This window comes from Roseicyclus amphidinii, assembly GCF_030163755.1.
GTDB classification, from domain to species: domain Bacteria; phylum Pseudomonadota; class Alphaproteobacteria; order Rhodobacterales; family Rhodobacteraceae; genus Roseicyclus; species Roseicyclus amphidinii.
The window spans coordinates 84,940-102,448 of sequence record NZ_JASJOE010000003.1; the positions used below are offsets into that span (position 1 = coordinate 84,940).

Genomic DNA, 17,509 nt, shown 5'->3' on the forward strand with positions numbered 1-17,509 from the left:
CCCGCCCCAGACCCACCTCAGACCCCGCTGTTCAGCAGGAAGGCGCGAAAGCGGATCGCCTGGTGGCCCACCGTCAGCTCGATCAGCGCGCTGTCCTGGACCAGCACGCTGCTCACGGTGCCGAAACGCGCCTCGAGCCGGTAGCCGTCTTCGCCGTAGCGCGGCGGCTGGCTTTGCCAGTCCGCGCCCAGCATCTCGGCATCTCCCAGACGCAGAACCTCGTCGAAGCGCGCCTGCAGCGCGGCGGTGGCGGGGCCTTCGGGGATGATCGCAACCCGGCGCGTGTCGTCCCAGGTGATCGTGCAGGCCAGCCGCGCAAGCCCCGCCTCGGGCCAGGCCTCGGCATCGTCATGGGCGGCCTGCGTCGCGCCGAAGAGGGCAAAGGCGCGCGGATCGGTCAGGCTGGTCTCGGCCATCAGGTCGCGGGTCGATAGGCCGTAGCGCGAACAGGCGAACAGGCCGCCGGGCACGGATGATCCGGCCAGCGGCGCCCCGAAGCGCCCCGTCAGCGACCACAGGAACGGGTCCGCGACGCGAAGCTCCTCGGGCAGGCGGGGCATGTCGAGGGTGATGCCGCCAAGCGCAAGGTCGAGACGGACGCGGAACTGCGCCCGGTCAAGCCAAGGCTCGGCCCCCAGGGAAAGCACGGCGGCCGGGTCAAGCGTCACCGGCCCGGTGTCCTGCGCATGGGCGGGACCGAGGGACAGGGCAAGGCAAAGGGCAAGCGTGCGCATGACGAGAGGGTAAGTCGCACCGCCGCCGGGGCCAGAGAAAACGCGGCTGGACGCCGAACGGTCCCGATACGCGCTCAAGTAGCCCGAAGGGCGATAGCTCAAGACAGCACGCGCTCAAGTAGCCCGAAGAGCGATAGCGCAACACTCCACGCGCTCAAGTAGCCCGAAGGGCGGTAGCGCAAAAAGAGAGAATAAATGGCGCGGTTGACGGGGCTCGAACCCGCGACCCCCGGCGTGACAGGCCGGTACTCTAACCAACTGAGCTACAACCGCGCGTGGGGGGTGCTTTAGGCAATCCCCGAGACCCCGTCAATGGCCGAAAACACATCTATCGCCCCGATCAGGATCGCGGCCTGCCCGCCCCAGTAGAGCGCCCAGAGAAACCGCGACAGGACCGGCTGCGCCCGGTGCCCCTCGGGCAGCAGGAACAGCGCCACCGCCAGCACGATATCCGACAGGATGAAGGCCAGCAGCCCCAGCGCAAGCGCGCCCGCGGGCAGCCCCAGCGCGACAAGGCCAAGCGCCACCGACAGCGCGGTATAGGCCGTCACGGGCAAACGCAACGGCCCGAGGCGCGGCCAGAGCGACAGCATCAGCGCAAGGGCCACCGCGAACAGGATCGCGGACGGGACAAGGCCCGGCGGCCCTGCCAGGGGCCAGAGCACGCCAAGGTAGACGACATGGCCGAGGGCAAAGGCGCCGAGCCCCGGCAAGAACCCGGTCGCGTGCGGGCGGGACAGGAACCAGTCGCCGACCGCGCCAAGGGCAAGCGCCAGAGCAAGGCCCGGCAGCCCGGCCCAGAGCGCGGCCAGCGCCAAAAGCGCGGTCGCGCCAGTTTTGATGGCGGAGCGTGTCCACGACACGGGCCTGAGCGTCCAGACCGCGCCATAGGCCAGCGCCAGCAGGGCCGCGGGGACAAGAAGCGCCCGGATCACGCCATGCCCCCTGCCCGCCCTTGTCGCCGCCCCGGTCTCCGAAACGCGAACGGCCCCCGCCGAGGCAGGGGCCGTTTCGGAACGCTCTCGCAGCGGATGCCGCGGGGCGTCTGAAGCAAGTGGCGCGGTTGACGGGGCTCGAACCCGCGACCCCCGGCGTGACAGGCCGGTACTCTAACCAACTGAGCTACAACCGCGTTGGAGCGGGGGATATGGCCCCCGGCGGGCGGCGTCAAGCGGCTTTGGCCGCTTTCCCGAGATTTTCCGCATCGCCTCATCCGCGGCGGATCGGCCGGGCCGAGGCCAGCGCGCGGTCCTGAGCCCGCTCGCGCGCGAAGACGTAAAGCCCCGCCCCCGCGATCAGCGCGATGCCCAGCCACACGACGGGGCGCGGCACCTCGCCGAAGATCGCCCAGCCCCAGAAGATCGCCAGCGGCAAGGCGACATATTCGTAAGAGGCCACCACCGAGGCCGTGCCGTGCTTGTAGGCCATCGACAGGCAATAGCCGATCGCCCCCGACATCACCCCCAGAAGCCCGAACAGCCACCAATCCCCCGCCGCGGGCCAGACCCATGCGCGCAGCAGGAACACGGCGGCCGGGTGCTCGACCCCATCGGCGAAACGCCCGTCGCCCGCGACGACGAAGAACCCCAGCGACACCAGCAGAAAGGCCGACTGGATGTAGATCGCCATGGCCGAGGCCGCCGAGCGCGCCCCGAGCTTGCGGGTCAGCACCTGCATTCCCGCGTAGCAGGCCGCGGCGAGGACCGGCAAAAGCAGGCTCGCCCGCCCGATCTCGCCCCAGTCGACGCCGGGGGCCATCATCACGCCGACCCCCACGAAGCCCACCACGATGGCGCCCATCCGGTAACGGCCCACAGGCTCGCCCAGAACGGGGATCGCCAGAAGCGTGATGAACAGCGGCGCGACGAAGAACAGCGCCGTCGCCACCCCCAGCGGCATGACCGACAGCGCCGCGAAGAACAGCATGTTGGCCGTCACGATCAAGCCTGCGCGCAGGCCGTGCAACAGCGGCCTGTCCGTGTGCAACAGCGCCACGCCCCCCTCGGCCCGCAACAGCACGAGGCAGATCGCAAGCCCGATCCCCGAGCGCACGAACACCATCTGGTGCAGCGGGTAATCGCCCGACAGAAGCTTGATACCCATGTCATTGACCGAGATGCAGAGCATCCCCAGCAGGATGAACAGGATCGCGCGCGACTGTCCGGTCATGGCGCGCGCTCCGCCACCGCCTGCGCCAGCGCGGTGCCGCTGGGCCAGTCGACCTGCCGCTCCTGCACGCGGACGCCAAGGAACTCGGCCGCATAGGCGGGGCTTTCGGACCCACCCCACCCGGCATAGACCGCGCGCGCCTGCGTGTTGCCGTCCAGCACCGTCAGCCGGACCGGCCGCGCCGCGGCCAGCCGTGCGGCCATCGCCATGAGCGCCCGCGACAGGCCGCGCCCCCGTGCCTCGGGCGCGACATGGAGGTTGTCGACATACACATGCCCCTCGGGCGCGAAGAGGAGCGCGACGAACCCCGCAAGCGCGCCGCCGTCACAGGCCACGAAGACGCTGTCACGCTGCAACGCGCCCCCGCCCCAGCGGGCGGCGAGGTAGCGTGCGGCCTCGCCCTCGAGCGTCGCATCGGGCAGCAGGGCGCGATAGGCCGCGCGCCAGTTCGACAGGTGCAGGTCGTGGATGGCCCGCAGATCGGCGGGCGTGGCGGGGCGGATCGTCATGCGCCGACCCTGCCCCCGGCCGGTGACCGGGGCAAGGCCGAAGCGATCACCGCTCGGGCAGCGGGATGAACTCGGCGTTGTCGGTCGGCGGCAGCTGGAAGCGGCCATGCGCCCAATCGCCCTTGCGCCAGGCCTCCTTGGCCTCCTCGATCCGCTCCTTCGAGGAGGCGACGAAATTCCACCAGATGTGGCGCGGCCCCTCCAGCGTCGCCCCGCCCAGAAGCATCACCCGAGCGCCCTCGGGGCCCGCGGTCATCGACACCCGGTCGCCGGGGCGGAAGACCATCATCTTTCCCGGCTCGAACCGCTCGCCCGCGATCTCGACCGACCCTTGCGTGACATAGGCGCCGCGATCCTCGTGATCGTCGGGAAGGGGCAGCGTCGCGCCCGGCTCGAGCATCGCGTCGAGATAGAACATCTCGGAGGCTGTCGCGACCGGGGCGCGTTCGCCATAGGCCGTCCCGAGGATCAGGCGCAGGCGCTTGCCTTCGCCCTCCAGCATCGGCAGCGCGTCCTTCGGCGCATGGACAAAGGCGGGTGGGCTGTCCTCGGCATCCTTGGGCAGCGCGATCCAGGTCTGGATGCCGAACAGGCTGTAGGGCTGTTTCAGCATCTCGCCGTCCACCCGCTCGGAATGGGTGATGCCATGGCCCGCCGTCATCAGGTTCACCGCGCCGGGGTCGATCCACTGGTCGGTGCCGAGGCTGTCGCGGTGGTGAAACCGGCCCTTGTAGAGATAGGTGACCGTCGCCAGCCCGATATGGGGATGCGGGCGGATGTCGATCCCCTGCCCCGTGACGAATTCGGCTGGGCCCATCTGGTCGAAGAAGATGAAGGGGCCGACCATCTGCCGCCGGGGGGCGGGCAGCGCGCGGCGCACCGCGAACGCGCCGAGATCACGGGCGCGCGGCACGATCAGGGTTTCGATGGCGTCCACATCGTCGCCGGTCGGGCACTGCGGGTCGAGGGCGGGGTTCCAGCTCATCGGCGGGGTCTACTCTCACTGAGATAACCTTAACCTAGTTTGTTATTATGCGCACAAAATACAAATACACACGCATTGAATGTGCAAATTCGCACCAGCATTGCACCCTGCGGGCAATGCCTTGAGGGTGAGGGCATGTCCGACACTCTCAACCTCATGGGTCGTGTCCTGATCGCCCTTCTGTTCATCGGTGGGGCGGTGCAGAAGCTCGTCGACCCGGCCCCGGTGTCGGGGATGATTGCCGGTCTCGGTCTGCCGCCCCTGCTGATCTGGCCGCTCGCGGCGGCCAATCTCGTGATGGGGATCGGCCTGGTCCTCGGGCCGGGGGTGCGGGCCTGGGCCGTGGCGCTCGCGCTATATTGCATAGCAACCAGCTGGTTTCACTGGCAGCTGCGCGCAGACCCCTGGCAGGTGACGATCGTGGTGAAGAACTGGGCGATTGCCGGCGGCCTTCTGATCCTCGCCGCTCAGGGGCCGGGACGCTTCGCGCTGCGCCTTGGCCGGGGCACTGGTGGGTGGTGAGGGACTCGAACCCCCGACATCTTCGGTGTAAACGAAGCGCTCTACCAACTGAGCTAACCACCCGCCGGGCGACCGGGGCTTAACCGCTCGCTCAAGTCCGATCAAGTCCGCCGGGCGGGAAAGGTGGTGGGTGATGAGAGATTTGAACTCCCGACATCTTCGATGTGAACGAAGCGCTCTACCACTGAGCTAATCACCCTCCGGGTGGCGCGTCTTTAGCCATCCTCGCCGGGGTCTGCAAGGGGGTTATCGCCCGCTTCGCCAGCTTCTTTGTCACCGGCTTCGTCACCTGCCTCACCCGCATCGCGCGGACGGCGGATCTTGACGGTCAGGATGTCGGGGCCATCGGCGTCGGGCTTGCGCGACTTGACCATCAGCTTGCCCAGCGGCGGCAGGACCAGCTCTTCGTTGCGGTCCAGCGCCTTGCCCAGTTCGTCGAGCACCAGGTCGAGGACGATCTTGGCGTCCGACCGTTTCAGCGCGGTGCGCTTGTTGATCGCCTCGATCAGGTCGGGGCGCTTGAACCGCGAGTCGTTGCCCCCTTCGGCCCCGGTTTCCGCGGTGCCCGTGCTGGCCTGCCCCTCGGCAGGTTCGACGGGCTCGATGGTCACGGCGCGCAGATGTCCGCGCTGCGCGCCGCCCGGCGCGGTGTCTGCCGCGGCGCTTTTGCCGGCCGTTTTCTTGATCGCAGCGGCGCTGCGCCGCTTGCGTCCGGCCGGCGTCGATTTGCGGGCGGCCGCGCCGTCGCGCGCCTCGTCCTTGGTGCCACTCATGAAACTGCTCCCCACTCGATACTCGACATCATGCCGGATGTCCCGATCCGGCACGGTCCCTGCTTCGGGACGCGATCAGCTTACCCGGCCTGCCGGGCCGCTTCCAGCCCGATGCGGAGGGTCACGTGCTGCGCGCCAGACGGATGTTGCGGCTGTCCCAGCGCGGCCAGCCGATCAGCTCGGACATGGTGGCGAACTCGTAGCCGCGCGCCACCAGCCCGTCGAGCGTGGCGGGCATCGCCCGGATGGTCGCCCCGATGATGTCATGCGACAGGATCACCGCACCGGGATGGGCGCGCGACAGGATGCGGTTCGCCACGACGCCCGAGCCCGGCCTGCGCCAATCCTCGGGGTCCACCGACCACAGCACGGTCGGCATGTTGCGTGCCTCGAGCACCATGCGGCGCTGGCGCGGGTAGAGGTTGCCGTAGGGCGGCCGCATCGTGACAGGCGGCCGGCCCACCGCGTCCTGGATCGCCAGCGAGGTCCGGTCGAGCTGGTTGAGCACGGCGGCGTCCGAATAGCCGAACAGGCTGGGGTGGGACCATGTGTGGTTGCCGATCTCGTGCCCCTCGGCGACGATCCGGCGCATCAGCGCGGGTTCGCGCTCGACCCGCCAGCCGATGACGTAGAAGGTCGCCCGGATGCCGCGGGAGGCCAGCATGTCCAGAAGCATCGGCGTCAGCGTCGGATGCGGGCCGTCGTCGAAGGTCATCGCCACGACGGGCCGCGCCGTCATCACGCGGGTGATGGTGTCGGGCACCGGGGCGGCGGGCATGCGCGCGCGGTCGGCCGCGGTCTGGGCCAGCGCGCTCGGGGCGAGAAAGGGCACCGTCAGCGCGGCTGCCCCCCCTCGCAGCAGGGCGCGCCGGGTGGGGCCGGTGGGTCTGGACATGGCGCGATTCCGCTGCGTTCGACGTGTTGGGCCCAATGTGACGCCCGCGCCGGAGAACCCAAGCGAATTTACTCACAGGAATGATGACACGTTCGCAACCGCAGCAGACGCGCAACAGCCCCCGGCCCCGCGCCCGTTCCCGAACCCAGATCTTGCGGTCCTTGCCCGCCCGTCCACAGCATGCACCAAGACCCGGCCGCCCAAGCCCTCACGCCCGGCGGGCCGCGCGCATCGGCTGGGCGCGCCGAACCGAACACGGTCGGGATTTTTCAGGGATTTGGCCCTTGACCCGCCCCGCCGAGGCGGGTGCCTTTTGTCGGTCTGCCATTACCAGTTGGGGAAGTAACATGACGAAAATCGCACTCGCCGCGGCGCTTGGCGCCCTGGTCGCAACGACCACGGCACACGCCCAGACACACGCCCAGACACAGGCCCAGACGCTGCAGCCGCAGATGTCGGCGCAGGACGTGGCCGCCGAGACAAGCCTGCATCACAGCCACCTGATCGTTCCGATCTTCACCATGATCATGCTCATGGTCGCCAGCACGTCGAGCCAGACGCCGCTGAAGTGACGGCGGCACGCCGGGGCAATGCCCCGGCAGCTGCGTGTCGCGCGGCCGTCGCTCCATGCAAAAGCCCCCCGCGACGGGATCGCGGGGGGCTTTTCATATCATGCGGGGGCCGGGGACCGGCCGCCGTGGATCAATGCGCCACGGCACCCTCGCCCGCCGTTCCGGCGGCACGGGCCGCGGCGGCGGCTTCCTCGGCCTCTTCGTCCCAGTCGATCCCCTCGGGCTGACGGGTCAGCGCAAGGGCCAGCACCTCGGAGACATGGGCGACCGGAATGATCGTCAGCCCCTCCTTCACGTTGTCGGGGATCTCGGGCAGGTCCTTCTCGTTGTCCTCGGGGATCAGCACCGTGGTGATGCCGCCCCTCAGCGCCGCGAGAAGCTTTTCCTTGAGACCCCCGATCGGCAGCACGTTGCCGCGCAGCGTGACCTCGCCGGTCATGGCGATGTCCTTGCGCACCGGGATCTGCGTCAGCACCGACACGATGGAGGTCACCATGGCGATACCGGCCGACGGCCCGTCCTTGGGCGTGGCGCCCTCGGGGACGTGGACGTGGATGTCCCATTTCTCGATCCGCGGCGGCTTCACCCCGATGGCGGGCGCGACCGAGCGGACATAGCTGGCCGCCGCGTCGATCGACTCCTTCATCACGTCGCCCAGCTTGCCGGTGGTCTTCATCCGGCCCTTGCCCGGCAGGCGCAGCGCCTCGATGGACAGAAGGTCACCGCCGACGCTGGTCCAGGCAAGACCGGTCACCACGCCGACCTGGTCCTCCTTCTCGGCAAGGCCGAACTTGTGGCGCTTCACGCCCAGCATGTCCTCCAGCTTGTCGGGCGTGACGACAACCTTGTCGGTCTCGCCCTTCACGATGGTGGTCACGGCCTTTCGCGCCAGCTTGGCGATCTCGCGCTCGAGGTTCCGCACCCCCGCCTCGCGGGTGTAGTAGCGGATGACGTCGGTCAGCGCGGCCTCGGTCAGCTCGAATTCGCGGGCCTTGAGCCCGTGGTTCTTCATCTGCTTCTCGACAAGGTGCTGCTTGGCGATCTCGCGCTTCTCGTCCTCGGTGTAACCGGCCAGCGGAATGATCTCCATCCGGTCCAGAAGCGGCCCCGGCATGTTGTAGGAGTTCGCCGTGGTCAGGAACATCACGTTCGAGAGGTCGTATTCCACCTCGAGGTAATGATCGACGAAGGTGCCGTTCTGCTCGGGGTCGAGCACCTCCAGCATGGCAGAGGCCGGGTCGCCGCGGAAATCCTGCCCCATCTTGTCGATCTCGTCGAGCAGGATCAGCGGGTTGGTCGTCTTGGCCTTCTTCAGCGCCTGGATGATCTTGCCGGGCATCGAGCCGATATAGGTCCGGCGGTGGCCGCGGATCTCGCTCTCGTCGCGCACGCCGCCCAGCGAGATGCGGATGAACTCGCGCCCCGTGGCCTTGGCGACCGATTTGCCGAGGCTGGTCTTGCCCACGCCGGGCGGGCCGACGAGGCACATGATCGGCCCCTTCAGCTTGGCCGAGCGTTGTTGCACGGCGAGGTATTCGACGATCCGCTCCTTGACCTTTTCCAGACCGTAATGGTCGTCATCGAGGATCTTCTCGGCGCGGCCGAGGTCCTTTTTCACGCGCGACTTCACGCCCCACGGGATCGACAGCATCCAGTCGAGGTAGTTGCGCACCACCGTCGCCTCGGCCGACATGGGCGACATGTTCTTGAGCTTCTTCAGCTCGGCATCGGCCTTTTCGCGCGCCTCTTTCGACAGCTTGGTGGCGTTGATGCGCTCTTCGAGCTCGGCCACTTCGCCGCCCTCGTCGCCATCGCCCAGCTCACGCTGGATCGCCTTCATCTGTTCGTTCAGATAGTATTCGCGCTGCGTGCGCTCCATCTGGTTCTTGACGCGGCTCTTGATCTTCTTCTCGACCTGCAGGACCGACATCTCGCCCTGCATCAGGCCGTAGACCTTTTCCAGCCGCTCGGAGATGTCGAGCGTTTCCAGAAGCTCCTGCTTCTGGCCCACCTCCACGCCGAGATGCCCCGAGACGAGATCGGCAAGCTTCGCCGGGTCCGTCGCCTCGCCGACCGAGGTCAGGGCGTCTTCGGGGATGTTCTTCTTGACCTTGGCGTATTTCTCGAACTCCTCGGCGACAGCGCCGATCATCGCGCGGGTCGAGGCCTCGTCGCCGGGCCGTTCTTCCAGCGGGGCGACGCGCGCCTCGAAATAGCTGTCGGTCGCCGTGAACTCCTCGATCGTGACGCGCACGCGGCCCTCGACCAGCACCTTCACGGTGCCGTCGGGCAGTTTGAGCAATTGCAGCACATTGGCCAGAACGCCGGTGCGGTAGATCCCGTCGGTGGTGGGATCGTCGACCGATGGGTCGATCTGGCTCGACAGCAGGATCTGCTTGTCGTCCTGCATCACCTCTTCCAGCGCGCGCACGGATTTCTCGCGGCCGACGAAGAGCGGCACGATCATGTGGGGAAACACCACGATGTCGCGCAGGGGAAGGACGGGATAGGTATCTTGGGTCAATTCAGCTCTGCCTTCCTTGGTCTTGGCAAAGGGGCCGGGCCCTGCTCGGCAGCCACCATTGGCCCCTTCCGGGTAAGGATGTCCTAACTTGGGGCGCGCAGCGGGGTGTTTCAACCACGCCCGCAGCCCCGGTGCTCGGGATGAACATGCGCCCGCCACGGGCCACGTGCAAGGGAGGGATGGCGGCGCACGCCGCGGACCCCACGAAATATTGTGGATTGCGTTGCAGGTCGCGTGCCACCCGTCTCAGATCGGCGCGATATCGCCCTCGGCGCGGGCCGCGTGGAACCCGGCTTCGAACTCGGCGAAGCGGTCCGCCGCGATGGCCTCGCGCATGCCCTGCATCAGCTCCTGGTAATAGTGCAGGTTGTGCCAGGTCAGCAGCATGGACGAGATGATCTCTCCCGCGCGAAAGACGTGGTGCAGATAGGCGCGGGAATACCCCGTGCAGGCGGGACAGCTGCACTCTTCGTCGAGCGGGCGCGGGTCGTCCGCGTGGCGCGCGTTCTTGATGTTCACGACACCGCGCCGGGTAAAGGCCTGCCCCGTCCGCCCCGAGCGGGACGGCAGGACGCAATCCATCATGTCGATCCCGCGCGCCACGGCGCCGACGATGTCGTCGGGCTTGCCCACACCCATCAGGTAACGCGGCTTGTCCACCGGCAGCATGTCTGGCGCATGGTCGAGGCAGCCGAACATCGCCTCCTGCCCCTCGCCCACGGCAAGGCCGCCGACCGCGTAGCCGTCGAAGCCGATGGCCTTGAGCGCCTCGGCGCTTTCCTCGCGGAAATCCCGTTCAAGCCCACCTTGCTGGATGCCGAAAAGCGCGTGACCGGGCCGGTCGCCGAAAGCGTCCTTGGACCGCTCGGCCCAGCGCATCGACAGGCGCATGCTCTCGGCGATGCGGTCACGGGTGGCGGGCAATGCCGGGCATTCGTCGAAACACATCACGATGTCGCTGCCCAGAAGCTTCTGGATCTCCATAGACCGCTCGGGCGTAAGCATGTGCCGCGAGCCGTCGATATGGCTGCGGAAACTTACCCCTTCCTCGGTCAGCTTGCGCAGATCGGCCAGGCTCATCACCTGGAAGCCGCCCGAATCCGTCAGGATCGGCCGCTCCCAGTTCATGAAGCGGTGCAACCCGCCCAGCGCCGCGATGCGTTCCGCCGTGGGCCGCAACATCAGGTGGTAGGTGTTGCCGAGCAGGATGTCGGCGCCTGTCGCGCGGACGCTTTCGGGCAACATCGCCTTGACGGTCGCCGCCGTGCCCACGGGCATGAAGGCGGGCGTGCGGATCTCGCCGCGCGGGGTCGAGATGACGCCGGTGCGGGCCTTGCCCGAGGTGGCGGAGAGGGTGAAGGAGAAACGCGCGCTCATGGGCACGGCGCTACAGCCTGAGCGAAGCCAGCGCAAGCGCAGGTGATTGACCTCGCGCCCTGCCGGGGTAGGCTTGGGCGAGACGAAAGGATCAACATGACTGTCGTCGATGCCATAGGGTTCCTGGCCGCAGGGCTGGTTTTCCTGACCTTCTGGATGAAGACGCTGATCGCGCTGCGCCTCGTGGCCATCGGCTCGAACATCGCCTTCGCGGGCTATGGCGTGATCGCCGAACTGATGCCCATCGTGGTGCTGCACCTGCTGCTGTTGCCGCTCAACCTCTATCGGGCGTGGGAGCAACTGCGCCTGCGACGGCGGATCGAGACCGCCCTGAGCACACCGCCACAGGTCGAGACCCTGCTGCCCCACATGCGCGAACGCCCCATGGCCGAGGGCGCTGAGGTGTTCCGCAAGGGCGACCGGGCGGATTGCCTCTATTTCGTGGCCAGCGGCCTCGTGGAAATCCCCGAGTTCGCGGCCGAGATCGCGCCGGGCCAGCTGTTCGGCGAGGTGGGGCTGTTCAACCGCGAGGGTCGGCGGGTCGCAAGCGCGGTGATGAAACGGGCGGGCACGCTGTGCCTGATCGAGCGCGACACCATCCTGCGCCTGTGTCACACGCAGCCCGATATCGGGTTGTCCCTGACCCGGCTTCTGGCCGACCGGATCGCGCCCGCGCCTGCCCCGGTCAGGCTGACCCCGCCCGCCGCGGGGCACGACGGCTGACGCGGCAACGCCCCTGTCAAACCGTCACGAAGCCGTGCTACGCGCCGCGCTGAACACCCGCGAGTCGCCCATAGCGGTGGCGCACGGACCAACAGGACCAACAGGACCGACAGGGTCCGATGACAGGCACACGGAAGGCTTGAAGATGACCGAAGGATTGATCCTCGGCTGGGAGGAATGGATCGCCCTGCCCGGTCTCGGCCTGCCTGCGCTCAAGGCCAAGGTCGACACCGGAGCGCGCACCTCGGCGCTGCATGCCTTCGACATCGAACCCTTCGGCCCCGCCAACCGGCCCAAGCTGCGCTTTGCCGTGCATCCGGTGCCGGGGCGCACCGACCTGACCATCGCCTGCTCGGCCCCGATCAAGGACCGGCGCGAGGTGACCTCGTCCAACGGCGAGAGCGAGCTGCGCTACGTCATCGAGACCGCGCTGCGCATCGGCGAGGCCGAGGTGCCGGTCGAGGTCACGCTGACCGACCGCACCAACATGGCCTACCGGATGCTGATCGGGCGGCAGGCGATCCAGCCCGACTGGCGTGTCAGCCCCACCGAAAGCTTCTGCCAGCCGCGCCTGAGCTACGAGGTCTACCATACCGCCGAGGTCAAGCTTGCCGCCCCGCACCGGTCCCTGCGCATCGCGGTCCTGAGCCGCGAGGACAATTTCTCGACCCGCCGCATCGTCACCGAGGGCGAGGCCCGCGGCCACACGGTCGAGGTGATCGACACCACCCGCTGCTACATGGCGATCAACGCGCTGGCCCCCGAGGTGCATTACGACGGCAAACGCCTGCCGCGCTACGACGCGGTGATCCCGCGCATCGGCGCGGGCGTCACCAGCTACGGCACCGCCGTGCTGCGCCAGTTCGAGACGCTGGGCACGCTTTGCATCAACGGCAGCGCGGGGATCACCGCCAGCCGCGACAAGCTGCACGCCCACCAGATGCTTGCCGCCAAGGGCATCGGCATGCCGCAGACGGCCTTTGCCGCCAGCCCCAAGGACACCGACAACCTGATCGGGCTGGTGGGGTCCGGGCCGCTGATCATCAAGCTTCTGGAATCGACGCAAGGAAAGGGCGTGGTGCTGGCCGAGACGAAGAAGGCCGCGCAATCGGTGATCGACGCCTTCCGCGGCCTGCGCGCGAATTTCCTCGTGCAGCATTTCGTGCGGGAGGCCGCGGGCGAGGACATCCGCTGCCTCGTGGTGGACGGGCGCGTGGTCGCGTCGATGAAGCGCACCGCGGGCGGCGACGATTTCCGCTCGAACCTGCACCGCGGCGGCACCGCGCAGGCCGTCCGCATCTCCAAGGAGGAACGCGAGACCGCGGTCCGCGCGGCGCGCGTCTTCGGCCTCGGGCTGGCGGGGGTGGACCTGTTGCGCGGGCATGACGGGCCAAAGGTGCTGGAGGTCAATTCCTCGCCCGGTCTGCAGGGCATAGAAGAGGCGACGGGCAAGAACATCGCCGCCCTGCTCTACGACGCCATCGAGAAACGCGTCCGCCCCGCCCCGGTCAGGAAGCGGCGCGGCGGGGCGTGACCCCACGACCACAGCCATGTCCATGGCGCAGGTGCAACGCCTCAGCCATCAGGCAGCCCCCTTGCATTGACCGTAGAACCCCTCGGCAGGGTAGTCTTGACGTAGGGTAATCCTTCGCAAGAGGGGGCCGACATGGGCGACGATCCCGGTTCGAAACCGCAGATGACCTCGGTCGAGCATCGCTACGAGATGATGATGCGCGAGCTCAGCGAGCGCAACGAAACCCAGATCCGGTTTTTCCGCTGGGCGGCATCGCTCGGGTTCACGCTGGTCGTCATCGCCGGCGGTGTGCTGGCCTTTGTCTTCAACGGCAGCCTGAACGCGATCCGGGTCGAATTGCGCGAAGCTGTTACGATATACGTGAACAGCGTCATCACCGAGGGGACCCAAGGATTCAAGGATATCGAGGAACTTTCGTCTTCCTTCCGACGAGCGACCGAGGATCTCGCGGAATTGCAGGCGACGCTCGAGCGCCTGAGCTTCTTCGAGACCGCGACAGGCCCCGTCGACGAGGTTCCGCCCGCGATCTACGCGCGGTTGAGCGAGCTGGAGGACGGCTTCTGGGGGGAAAGCGCGACGGATGGTGTCGACCGCCCCGCCGACGAGCAGTATTTCGAGGCGGCCGTTCTCCTGCAGCGCGCGATAGATGCCGGTTTGCAGGAAAGCATGGACCCGAACGAGGTGTTCAATTCCGGCATCATCGCCTCGCGCATGGGGTTCGAAGCGGAAGCCGCAAAGCTGCGCACCATCGCCTTCAGCCTCAGGCCCACGCCCGACCATCGGGCGACGATGCTGGCCAGCGAAGACATGTTCGGCATCAGGTATCGCATCGAAAGCGGAGTGCTGGTGCGCGACGACGCCCCGCGCGAGACCGTGCGTAGCGAAGCATGGAACTCCATGCTGCTCCTTGTGGGTTCGGCCGGGATGGAGTCCCAGACGCAGGTCTATTCGCAGGCGGCGAACATGGCCGAGCGCAATCGCGCCCTCGGCTACACGCAGGAACTCGCCGAACGGCTCGAATCCGTGACCACGGATCGTCCGGACCTCGTGACCGCCTACACCTATGCAATCCTCGCCGATCTCGAAACGCGAAGCGGGGGGACAGGCTGGCGCGAGGCGTTCCGGCACTATCAGGGCATGTCCATCGCGCTGCTGGCGGAAGACTCGCCCAACACGCCGATCTACGACCCGACTGTCCGAAACCTGCTGTCGCGGGCCAATTTCGTGGGAGAGCTGAACGAGGTGATCGAGGCCTTGCGGAGTGCCGGCGTCGATCTCTCCCGCGCCCTGCCCTAGTCAGCAGGCGACAGGCTGGCCCCCGTCGCCGGCCACGAAAAGCGGCTCGAACCCGCCCCACATCATCCGCGCGCCGTCGAAGGGCATCTCCTCGCCCATCTCGGCCCGAAGCGCGGGGTCGGACATGATCCGCCCCCATGCGGCGTCATGGGTCGCACGGTCGGGCCAGATCATCCAGGCGAAGACCACGGCCTCGCCCTCCTCCAGCTTCACCGCCTGGGGAAAGGAGGTGAGCTTGCCCGGTTCCCCGTCCACGCCCAAGTTCTCCTGCACCGAGAGGCAGCCAAGACGCCGGAACACCGCCCAGCTGGCCGCGGCATGTTGGCGATACTCCGCCTTGCGGGCCTCGGGCACGGCCAGCAGAAACCCCTGAACATACGTCATCCTGCACACTCCTGAGGCCGGGACGGCCCCGAGGCTGCCAGCTTTCTGCCCGCATGGCGAGCCTGTCGCGGCCGGCCCGCCCTTTACGCCCCTGCCCGCTTTCCTTATATCTTCGCTCAGGAATAACCCGAAGGTGACGGACCGATGTCAGACGCGCAGCCGCAGTTGGAGGGCACACCCCTCATCCAGCCATCCAGCACCGATCACCCGCTCTACGACAAGGTGGTCGAGGCCTGCCGCTCGGTCTACGACCCCGAGATCCCGGTGAACATCTTCGACCTCGGGCTGGTCTACACGATCGACATCAACCCCGAGAACGAGGTGCGCGTGATCATGACGCTGACCGCGCCGGGCTGCCCCGTGGCGGGCGAGATGCCCGGCTGGGTCGCCGATGCGGTCGAGCCGCTCGAAGGGGTGAAGCATGTCGATGTCGACCTCACCTGGGAGCCGCCCTGGGGCATGGACATGATGTCGGACGAGGCACGGCTGGAGCTGGGTTTCATGTGACCCGGCCCCCGCAAGACGGCCGCGACCGCGACCTCAAGACGTCCTTGAGACAGCGGACCGCCAGTCTTACATTGACGACAAGGACCCAAGCCCCCGAAGGACCAGACCCATGTTCGGCATTCCCGGCAAGCAGGCCGTCACCCTCACCCCCGCCGCCATCCGCCAGATTTCCCGGCTGATGGACAAGGACGGGCACCAGGGGCTGCGCATCGGCATCAAGAAGGGCGGTTGCGCGGGCATGGAATACACCATGGATTACGTGACCGAGGTCGACCCCCATGACGAGGTGGTCGAGGTCGAGGGCGCGCGCGTGATGATCGCGCCGATGGCGCAGATGTTCCTGTTCGGCACGGAAATCGACTACGAGACCACGCTGCTCGAATCCGGCTTCAAGTTCCGCAATCCCAACGTGACCGACGCCTGCGGCTGCGGCGAGTCGATCAAGTTCAAGGATGTCGAGGAACTGGAGGCCGAACGCGCCGCGACCGGCCAGTGAGCGTCTCAGCCGAAGAGATCGAGGCCGCGCGCGACCTCTTCGCGGGATTGGGCGAGATCACCACGCGCAAGATGATGGGGGGCCTCTGCCTCTATCACGAGGGCACGATCTTCGCGATCATGATGGGTGACGGCGGTCTTTTCCTGAAGGGCGCGGGTCCCGTCGTGGCCGAGCTGGAGGCCGCGGGTTGCACGCAATGGTCCTACCAGCGCGAGGGGCGCGACACGCCTACGCGGATGCCCTACTGGACCCTGCCCGACGCGGCGCTTGACGACCCGGAGATCGCCTGCGACTGGGCACGGCGCGCGCTGGCGGCGCTTGAAGCGGAAATTGGAGAATAATGGAGAGTTGTTGTGGACCGACCGCCCAAGGTCATGGCCTTGCTCGTCAACTGCACCGATTATCCGCCATCTCCAAGCTTGAGACTTTTCCGTGATTTGACAGGATTCGCGGCCCGGACACAGCCTCAATAAGGGTAGCAGAGTTGGAGAAGCGCAATTGTTGAGACGATTCTTTCTCTCGATCCTGGATTTTCTGTATATCGACAGGATTTACTTTAATAAGGTCGCGGCCTTTTTATCTGCGATTGTATGGACAATCATCATCGGTGCGGCCTTCGTCCTGACGGCACGATTGACCTTATTTTAGTGGCGTTCGGCTCCTGAACCAAAGGGTGCCGGTGCCGCCGCGCCTTGACCTTCCGACCCGCCCCTGCAAAGCCTCGGGGACGACAGATAGGCCGAAGGAAACACCCAATGCCCCGCAAGCTTGCCGCCGGAAACTGGAAGATGAACGGCGACGGGGCCTCGCTGGCCGAGATCGACGCGCTTCTGGCTGCCCATCCCGCTCCGGGCGTCGACATCCTGATCTGCCCGCCCGCCACGCTGATCGAGCGCATGGCCCGCCGCATCGCGGGCGGCCCGGTCGCGGTCGGTGGCCAGACCTGCCACACCGCCGCAAGCGGCGCGCATACCGGCGACATCTCGGCGGCGATGCTGGCCGAGGCGGGGGCGAGCCACGTGATCCTCGGCCATTCCGAGCGCCGCGCCGATCACGGTGAAAGCAACGAGACGATCCGCGCACAGGCCGAGGCGGCGATGGCCGCGGGGCTGCATGTCATCCTCTGCGTCGGCGAGACCGAGGCCGAGCGCGATGCCGACGTGACGCTCGAGGTGGTTGGCGGCCAGCTTGCGGGCTCCATCCCCGACGGCGTCACGGGCGCAACGCTGACGGTCGCCTATGAACCGGTCTGGGCCATCGGCACCGGGCGCGTGCCCGAGATCGCGCAGATCGCGCAGGTGCATGACGCCATCCGGGCGGCGCTGGTCGACCGGTTCGGCCCCGAGGGGGGGGCGATGTCGATCCTCTACGGCGGCTCGGTCAAACCCGGCAATGCCGCCGAGATCTTCGCCATCGCCAATGTCGACGGCGCGCTGGTCGGCGGGGCCTCGCTCAAGGCCGCCGATTTCTCGGGCATCATCGCGGCGCTGGAAGCGGCCTGAGGCGGGC

General features: G+C 67.5%; 19 protein-coding genes and 4 tRNA genes. 9 read left to right on the forward strand and 14 right to left on the reverse strand.

All coding sequences use genetic code 11. From position 1 onward, the window contains the following. Positions 1–17 precede the first annotated feature (17 nt). From QQK83_RS02015 to QQK83_RS02045, 7 genes are all read right to left on the reverse strand, one after another. Positions 18–734, reverse strand: coding sequence for a hypothetical protein (locus QQK83_RS02015; protein ID WP_284261193.1), 717 nt, complete (start codon positions 732–734; stop codon positions 18–20). A gap of 196 nt (positions 735–930) precedes the next feature. Continuing rightward, a tRNA-Asp gene (locus QQK83_RS02020) sits at positions 931–1,007 on the reverse strand. Positions 1,008–1,021: 14 nt separating this feature from the next. Then, positions 1,022–1,669, reverse strand: a complete 648-nt coding sequence (locus QQK83_RS02025) for a lysoplasmalogenase family protein (protein WP_284261195.1) — start codon at positions 1,667–1,669, stop codon at positions 1,022–1,024. Positions 1,670–1,789: 120 nt separating this feature from the next. Further along, a tRNA-Asp gene (locus tag QQK83_RS02030) sits at positions 1,790–1,866 on the reverse strand. A gap of 77 nt (positions 1,867–1,943) precedes the next feature. Beyond that, a complete protein-coding gene (locus QQK83_RS02035) occupies positions 1,944–2,903 on the reverse strand; it encodes a DMT family transporter (protein ID WP_284261197.1) in 960 nt (319 codons plus the stop codon). Next, positions 2,900–3,412, reverse strand: a complete 513-nt coding sequence (locus QQK83_RS02040; protein WP_284261199.1) for a GNAT family N-acetyltransferase — start codon at positions 3,410–3,412, stop codon at positions 2,900–2,902. The genes QQK83_RS02035 and QQK83_RS02040 overlap by 4 nt, the downstream gene beginning before the upstream one ends. A 46-nt stretch (positions 3,413–3,458) precedes the next feature. Continuing rightward, positions 3,459–4,397, reverse strand: coding sequence for a pirin family protein (locus QQK83_RS02045; RefSeq protein ID WP_284261201.1), 939 nt, complete (start codon positions 4,395–4,397; stop codon positions 3,459–3,461). Positions 4,398–4,532: 135 nt separating this feature from the next. On the opposite strand from QQK83_RS02045, the gene QQK83_RS02050 reads away from it, so the two are divergent. Then, on the forward strand, positions 4,533–4,919 hold the full coding sequence (locus tag QQK83_RS02050) for a DoxX family protein (RefSeq protein WP_284261203.1): 387 nt from the start codon (positions 4,533–4,535) through the stop codon (positions 4,917–4,919). Here QQK83_RS02050 and QQK83_RS02055 read toward each other — a convergent pair. From QQK83_RS02055 to QQK83_RS02070, 4 genes are all read right to left on the reverse strand, one after another. Continuing rightward, positions 4,907–4,982, reverse strand: a tRNA-Val gene (locus tag QQK83_RS02055). The two genes, QQK83_RS02050 and QQK83_RS02055, sit on opposite strands and share 13 nt — an antisense overlap. Before the next feature lie 61 nt (positions 4,983–5,043). Beyond that, positions 5,044–5,118 (reverse strand) — tRNA-Val (locus QQK83_RS02060). 16 nt (positions 5,119–5,134) lie between these two features. Beyond that, positions 5,135–5,692 (reverse strand): HU family DNA-binding protein, encoded by a 558-nt coding sequence (locus QQK83_RS02065; RefSeq protein WP_284261205.1) that lies wholly within the window; start codon positions 5,690–5,692, stop codon positions 5,135–5,137. Between the two features lie 121 nt (positions 5,693–5,813). After that, on the reverse strand, positions 5,814–6,587 hold the full coding sequence (locus tag QQK83_RS02070) for a polysaccharide deacetylase family protein (RefSeq protein WP_284261207.1): 774 nt from the start codon (positions 6,585–6,587) through the stop codon (positions 5,814–5,816). Between the two features lie 347 nt (positions 6,588–6,934). Between QQK83_RS02070 and QQK83_RS02075 the strand changes: the two genes are divergently transcribed. Continuing rightward, positions 6,935–7,159, forward strand: coding sequence for a hypothetical protein (locus tag QQK83_RS02075; protein ID WP_284261209.1), 225 nt, complete (start codon positions 6,935–6,937; stop codon positions 7,157–7,159). 130 nt (positions 7,160–7,289) lie between these two features. On the opposite strand, the gene lon is transcribed toward QQK83_RS02075, so the two are convergent. Both lon and tgt read right to left on the reverse strand, forming a co-directional pair. Continuing rightward, the gene (lon, locus tag QQK83_RS02080; protein WP_284261256.1) at positions 7,290–9,626 is read right to left on the reverse strand and encodes an endopeptidase La; all 2,337 of its coding nucleotides are present in this window, start codon (positions 9,624–9,626) and stop codon (positions 7,290–7,292) included. Positions 9,627–9,929: 303 nt separating this feature from the next. After that, on the reverse strand, positions 9,930–11,060 hold the full coding sequence (gene tgt / locus QQK83_RS02085; protein ID WP_284261211.1) for a tRNA guanosine(34) transglycosylase Tgt: 1,131 nt from the start codon (positions 11,058–11,060) through the stop codon (positions 9,930–9,932). Positions 11,061–11,156: 96 nt separating this feature from the next. Between tgt and QQK83_RS02090 the strand changes: the two genes are divergently transcribed. The 3 genes from QQK83_RS02090 to QQK83_RS02100 all read left to right on the forward strand — a co-directional run bounded on the left by QQK83_RS02090 (position 11,157) and on the right by QQK83_RS02100 (position 14,613). Next, entirely contained in the window at positions 11,157–11,783 is a 627-nt protein-coding gene (locus tag QQK83_RS02090; protein ID WP_284261213.1) for a cyclic nucleotide-binding domain-containing protein, read from the forward strand. A gap of 145 nt (positions 11,784–11,928) precedes the next feature. Beyond that, positions 11,929–13,317, forward strand: coding sequence for a 30S ribosomal protein S6--L-glutamate ligase (rimK, locus tag QQK83_RS02095; protein WP_284261215.1), 1,389 nt, complete (start codon positions 11,929–11,931; stop codon positions 13,315–13,317). A gap of 132 nt (positions 13,318–13,449) precedes the next feature. After that, positions 13,450–14,613, forward strand: coding sequence for a hypothetical protein (locus QQK83_RS02100; protein WP_284261217.1), 1,164 nt, complete (start codon positions 13,450–13,452; stop codon positions 14,611–14,613). Here the strand turns inward: QQK83_RS02100 and QQK83_RS02105 are convergent, their stop codons facing one another. After that, positions 14,614–14,997: a DUF1428 domain-containing protein gene (locus QQK83_RS02105; RefSeq protein WP_284261219.1), complete on the reverse strand. Its 384-nt coding sequence runs from the start codon at positions 14,995–14,997 to the stop codon at positions 14,614–14,616. 144 nt (positions 14,998–15,141) lie between these two features. Between QQK83_RS02105 and QQK83_RS02110 the strand changes: the two genes are divergently transcribed. The 4 genes from QQK83_RS02110 to tpiA all read left to right on the forward strand — a co-directional run bounded on the left by QQK83_RS02110 (position 15,142) and on the right by tpiA (position 17,502). Continuing rightward, a complete protein-coding gene (locus QQK83_RS02110; protein ID WP_284261220.1) occupies positions 15,142–15,504 on the forward strand; it encodes an SUF system Fe-S cluster assembly protein in 363 nt (120 codons plus the stop codon). Between the two features lie 109 nt (positions 15,505–15,613). Then, entirely contained in the window at positions 15,614–16,000 is a 387-nt protein-coding gene (locus tag QQK83_RS02115) for a HesB/IscA family protein (RefSeq protein ID WP_284261223.1), read from the forward strand. Continuing rightward, on the forward strand, positions 15,997–16,341 hold the full coding sequence (locus tag QQK83_RS02120; protein WP_284261225.1) for a TfoX/Sxy family protein: 345 nt from the start codon (positions 15,997–15,999) through the stop codon (positions 16,339–16,341). The genes QQK83_RS02115 and QQK83_RS02120 overlap by 4 nt, the downstream gene beginning before the upstream one ends. A gap of 414 nt (positions 16,342–16,755) precedes the next feature. Continuing rightward, positions 16,756–17,502: a triose-phosphate isomerase gene (gene tpiA / locus QQK83_RS02125; RefSeq protein WP_284261228.1), complete on the forward strand. Its 747-nt coding sequence runs from the start codon at positions 16,756–16,758 to the stop codon at positions 17,500–17,502. The last annotated feature ends 7 nt before the right edge of the window (positions 17,503–17,509 follow it).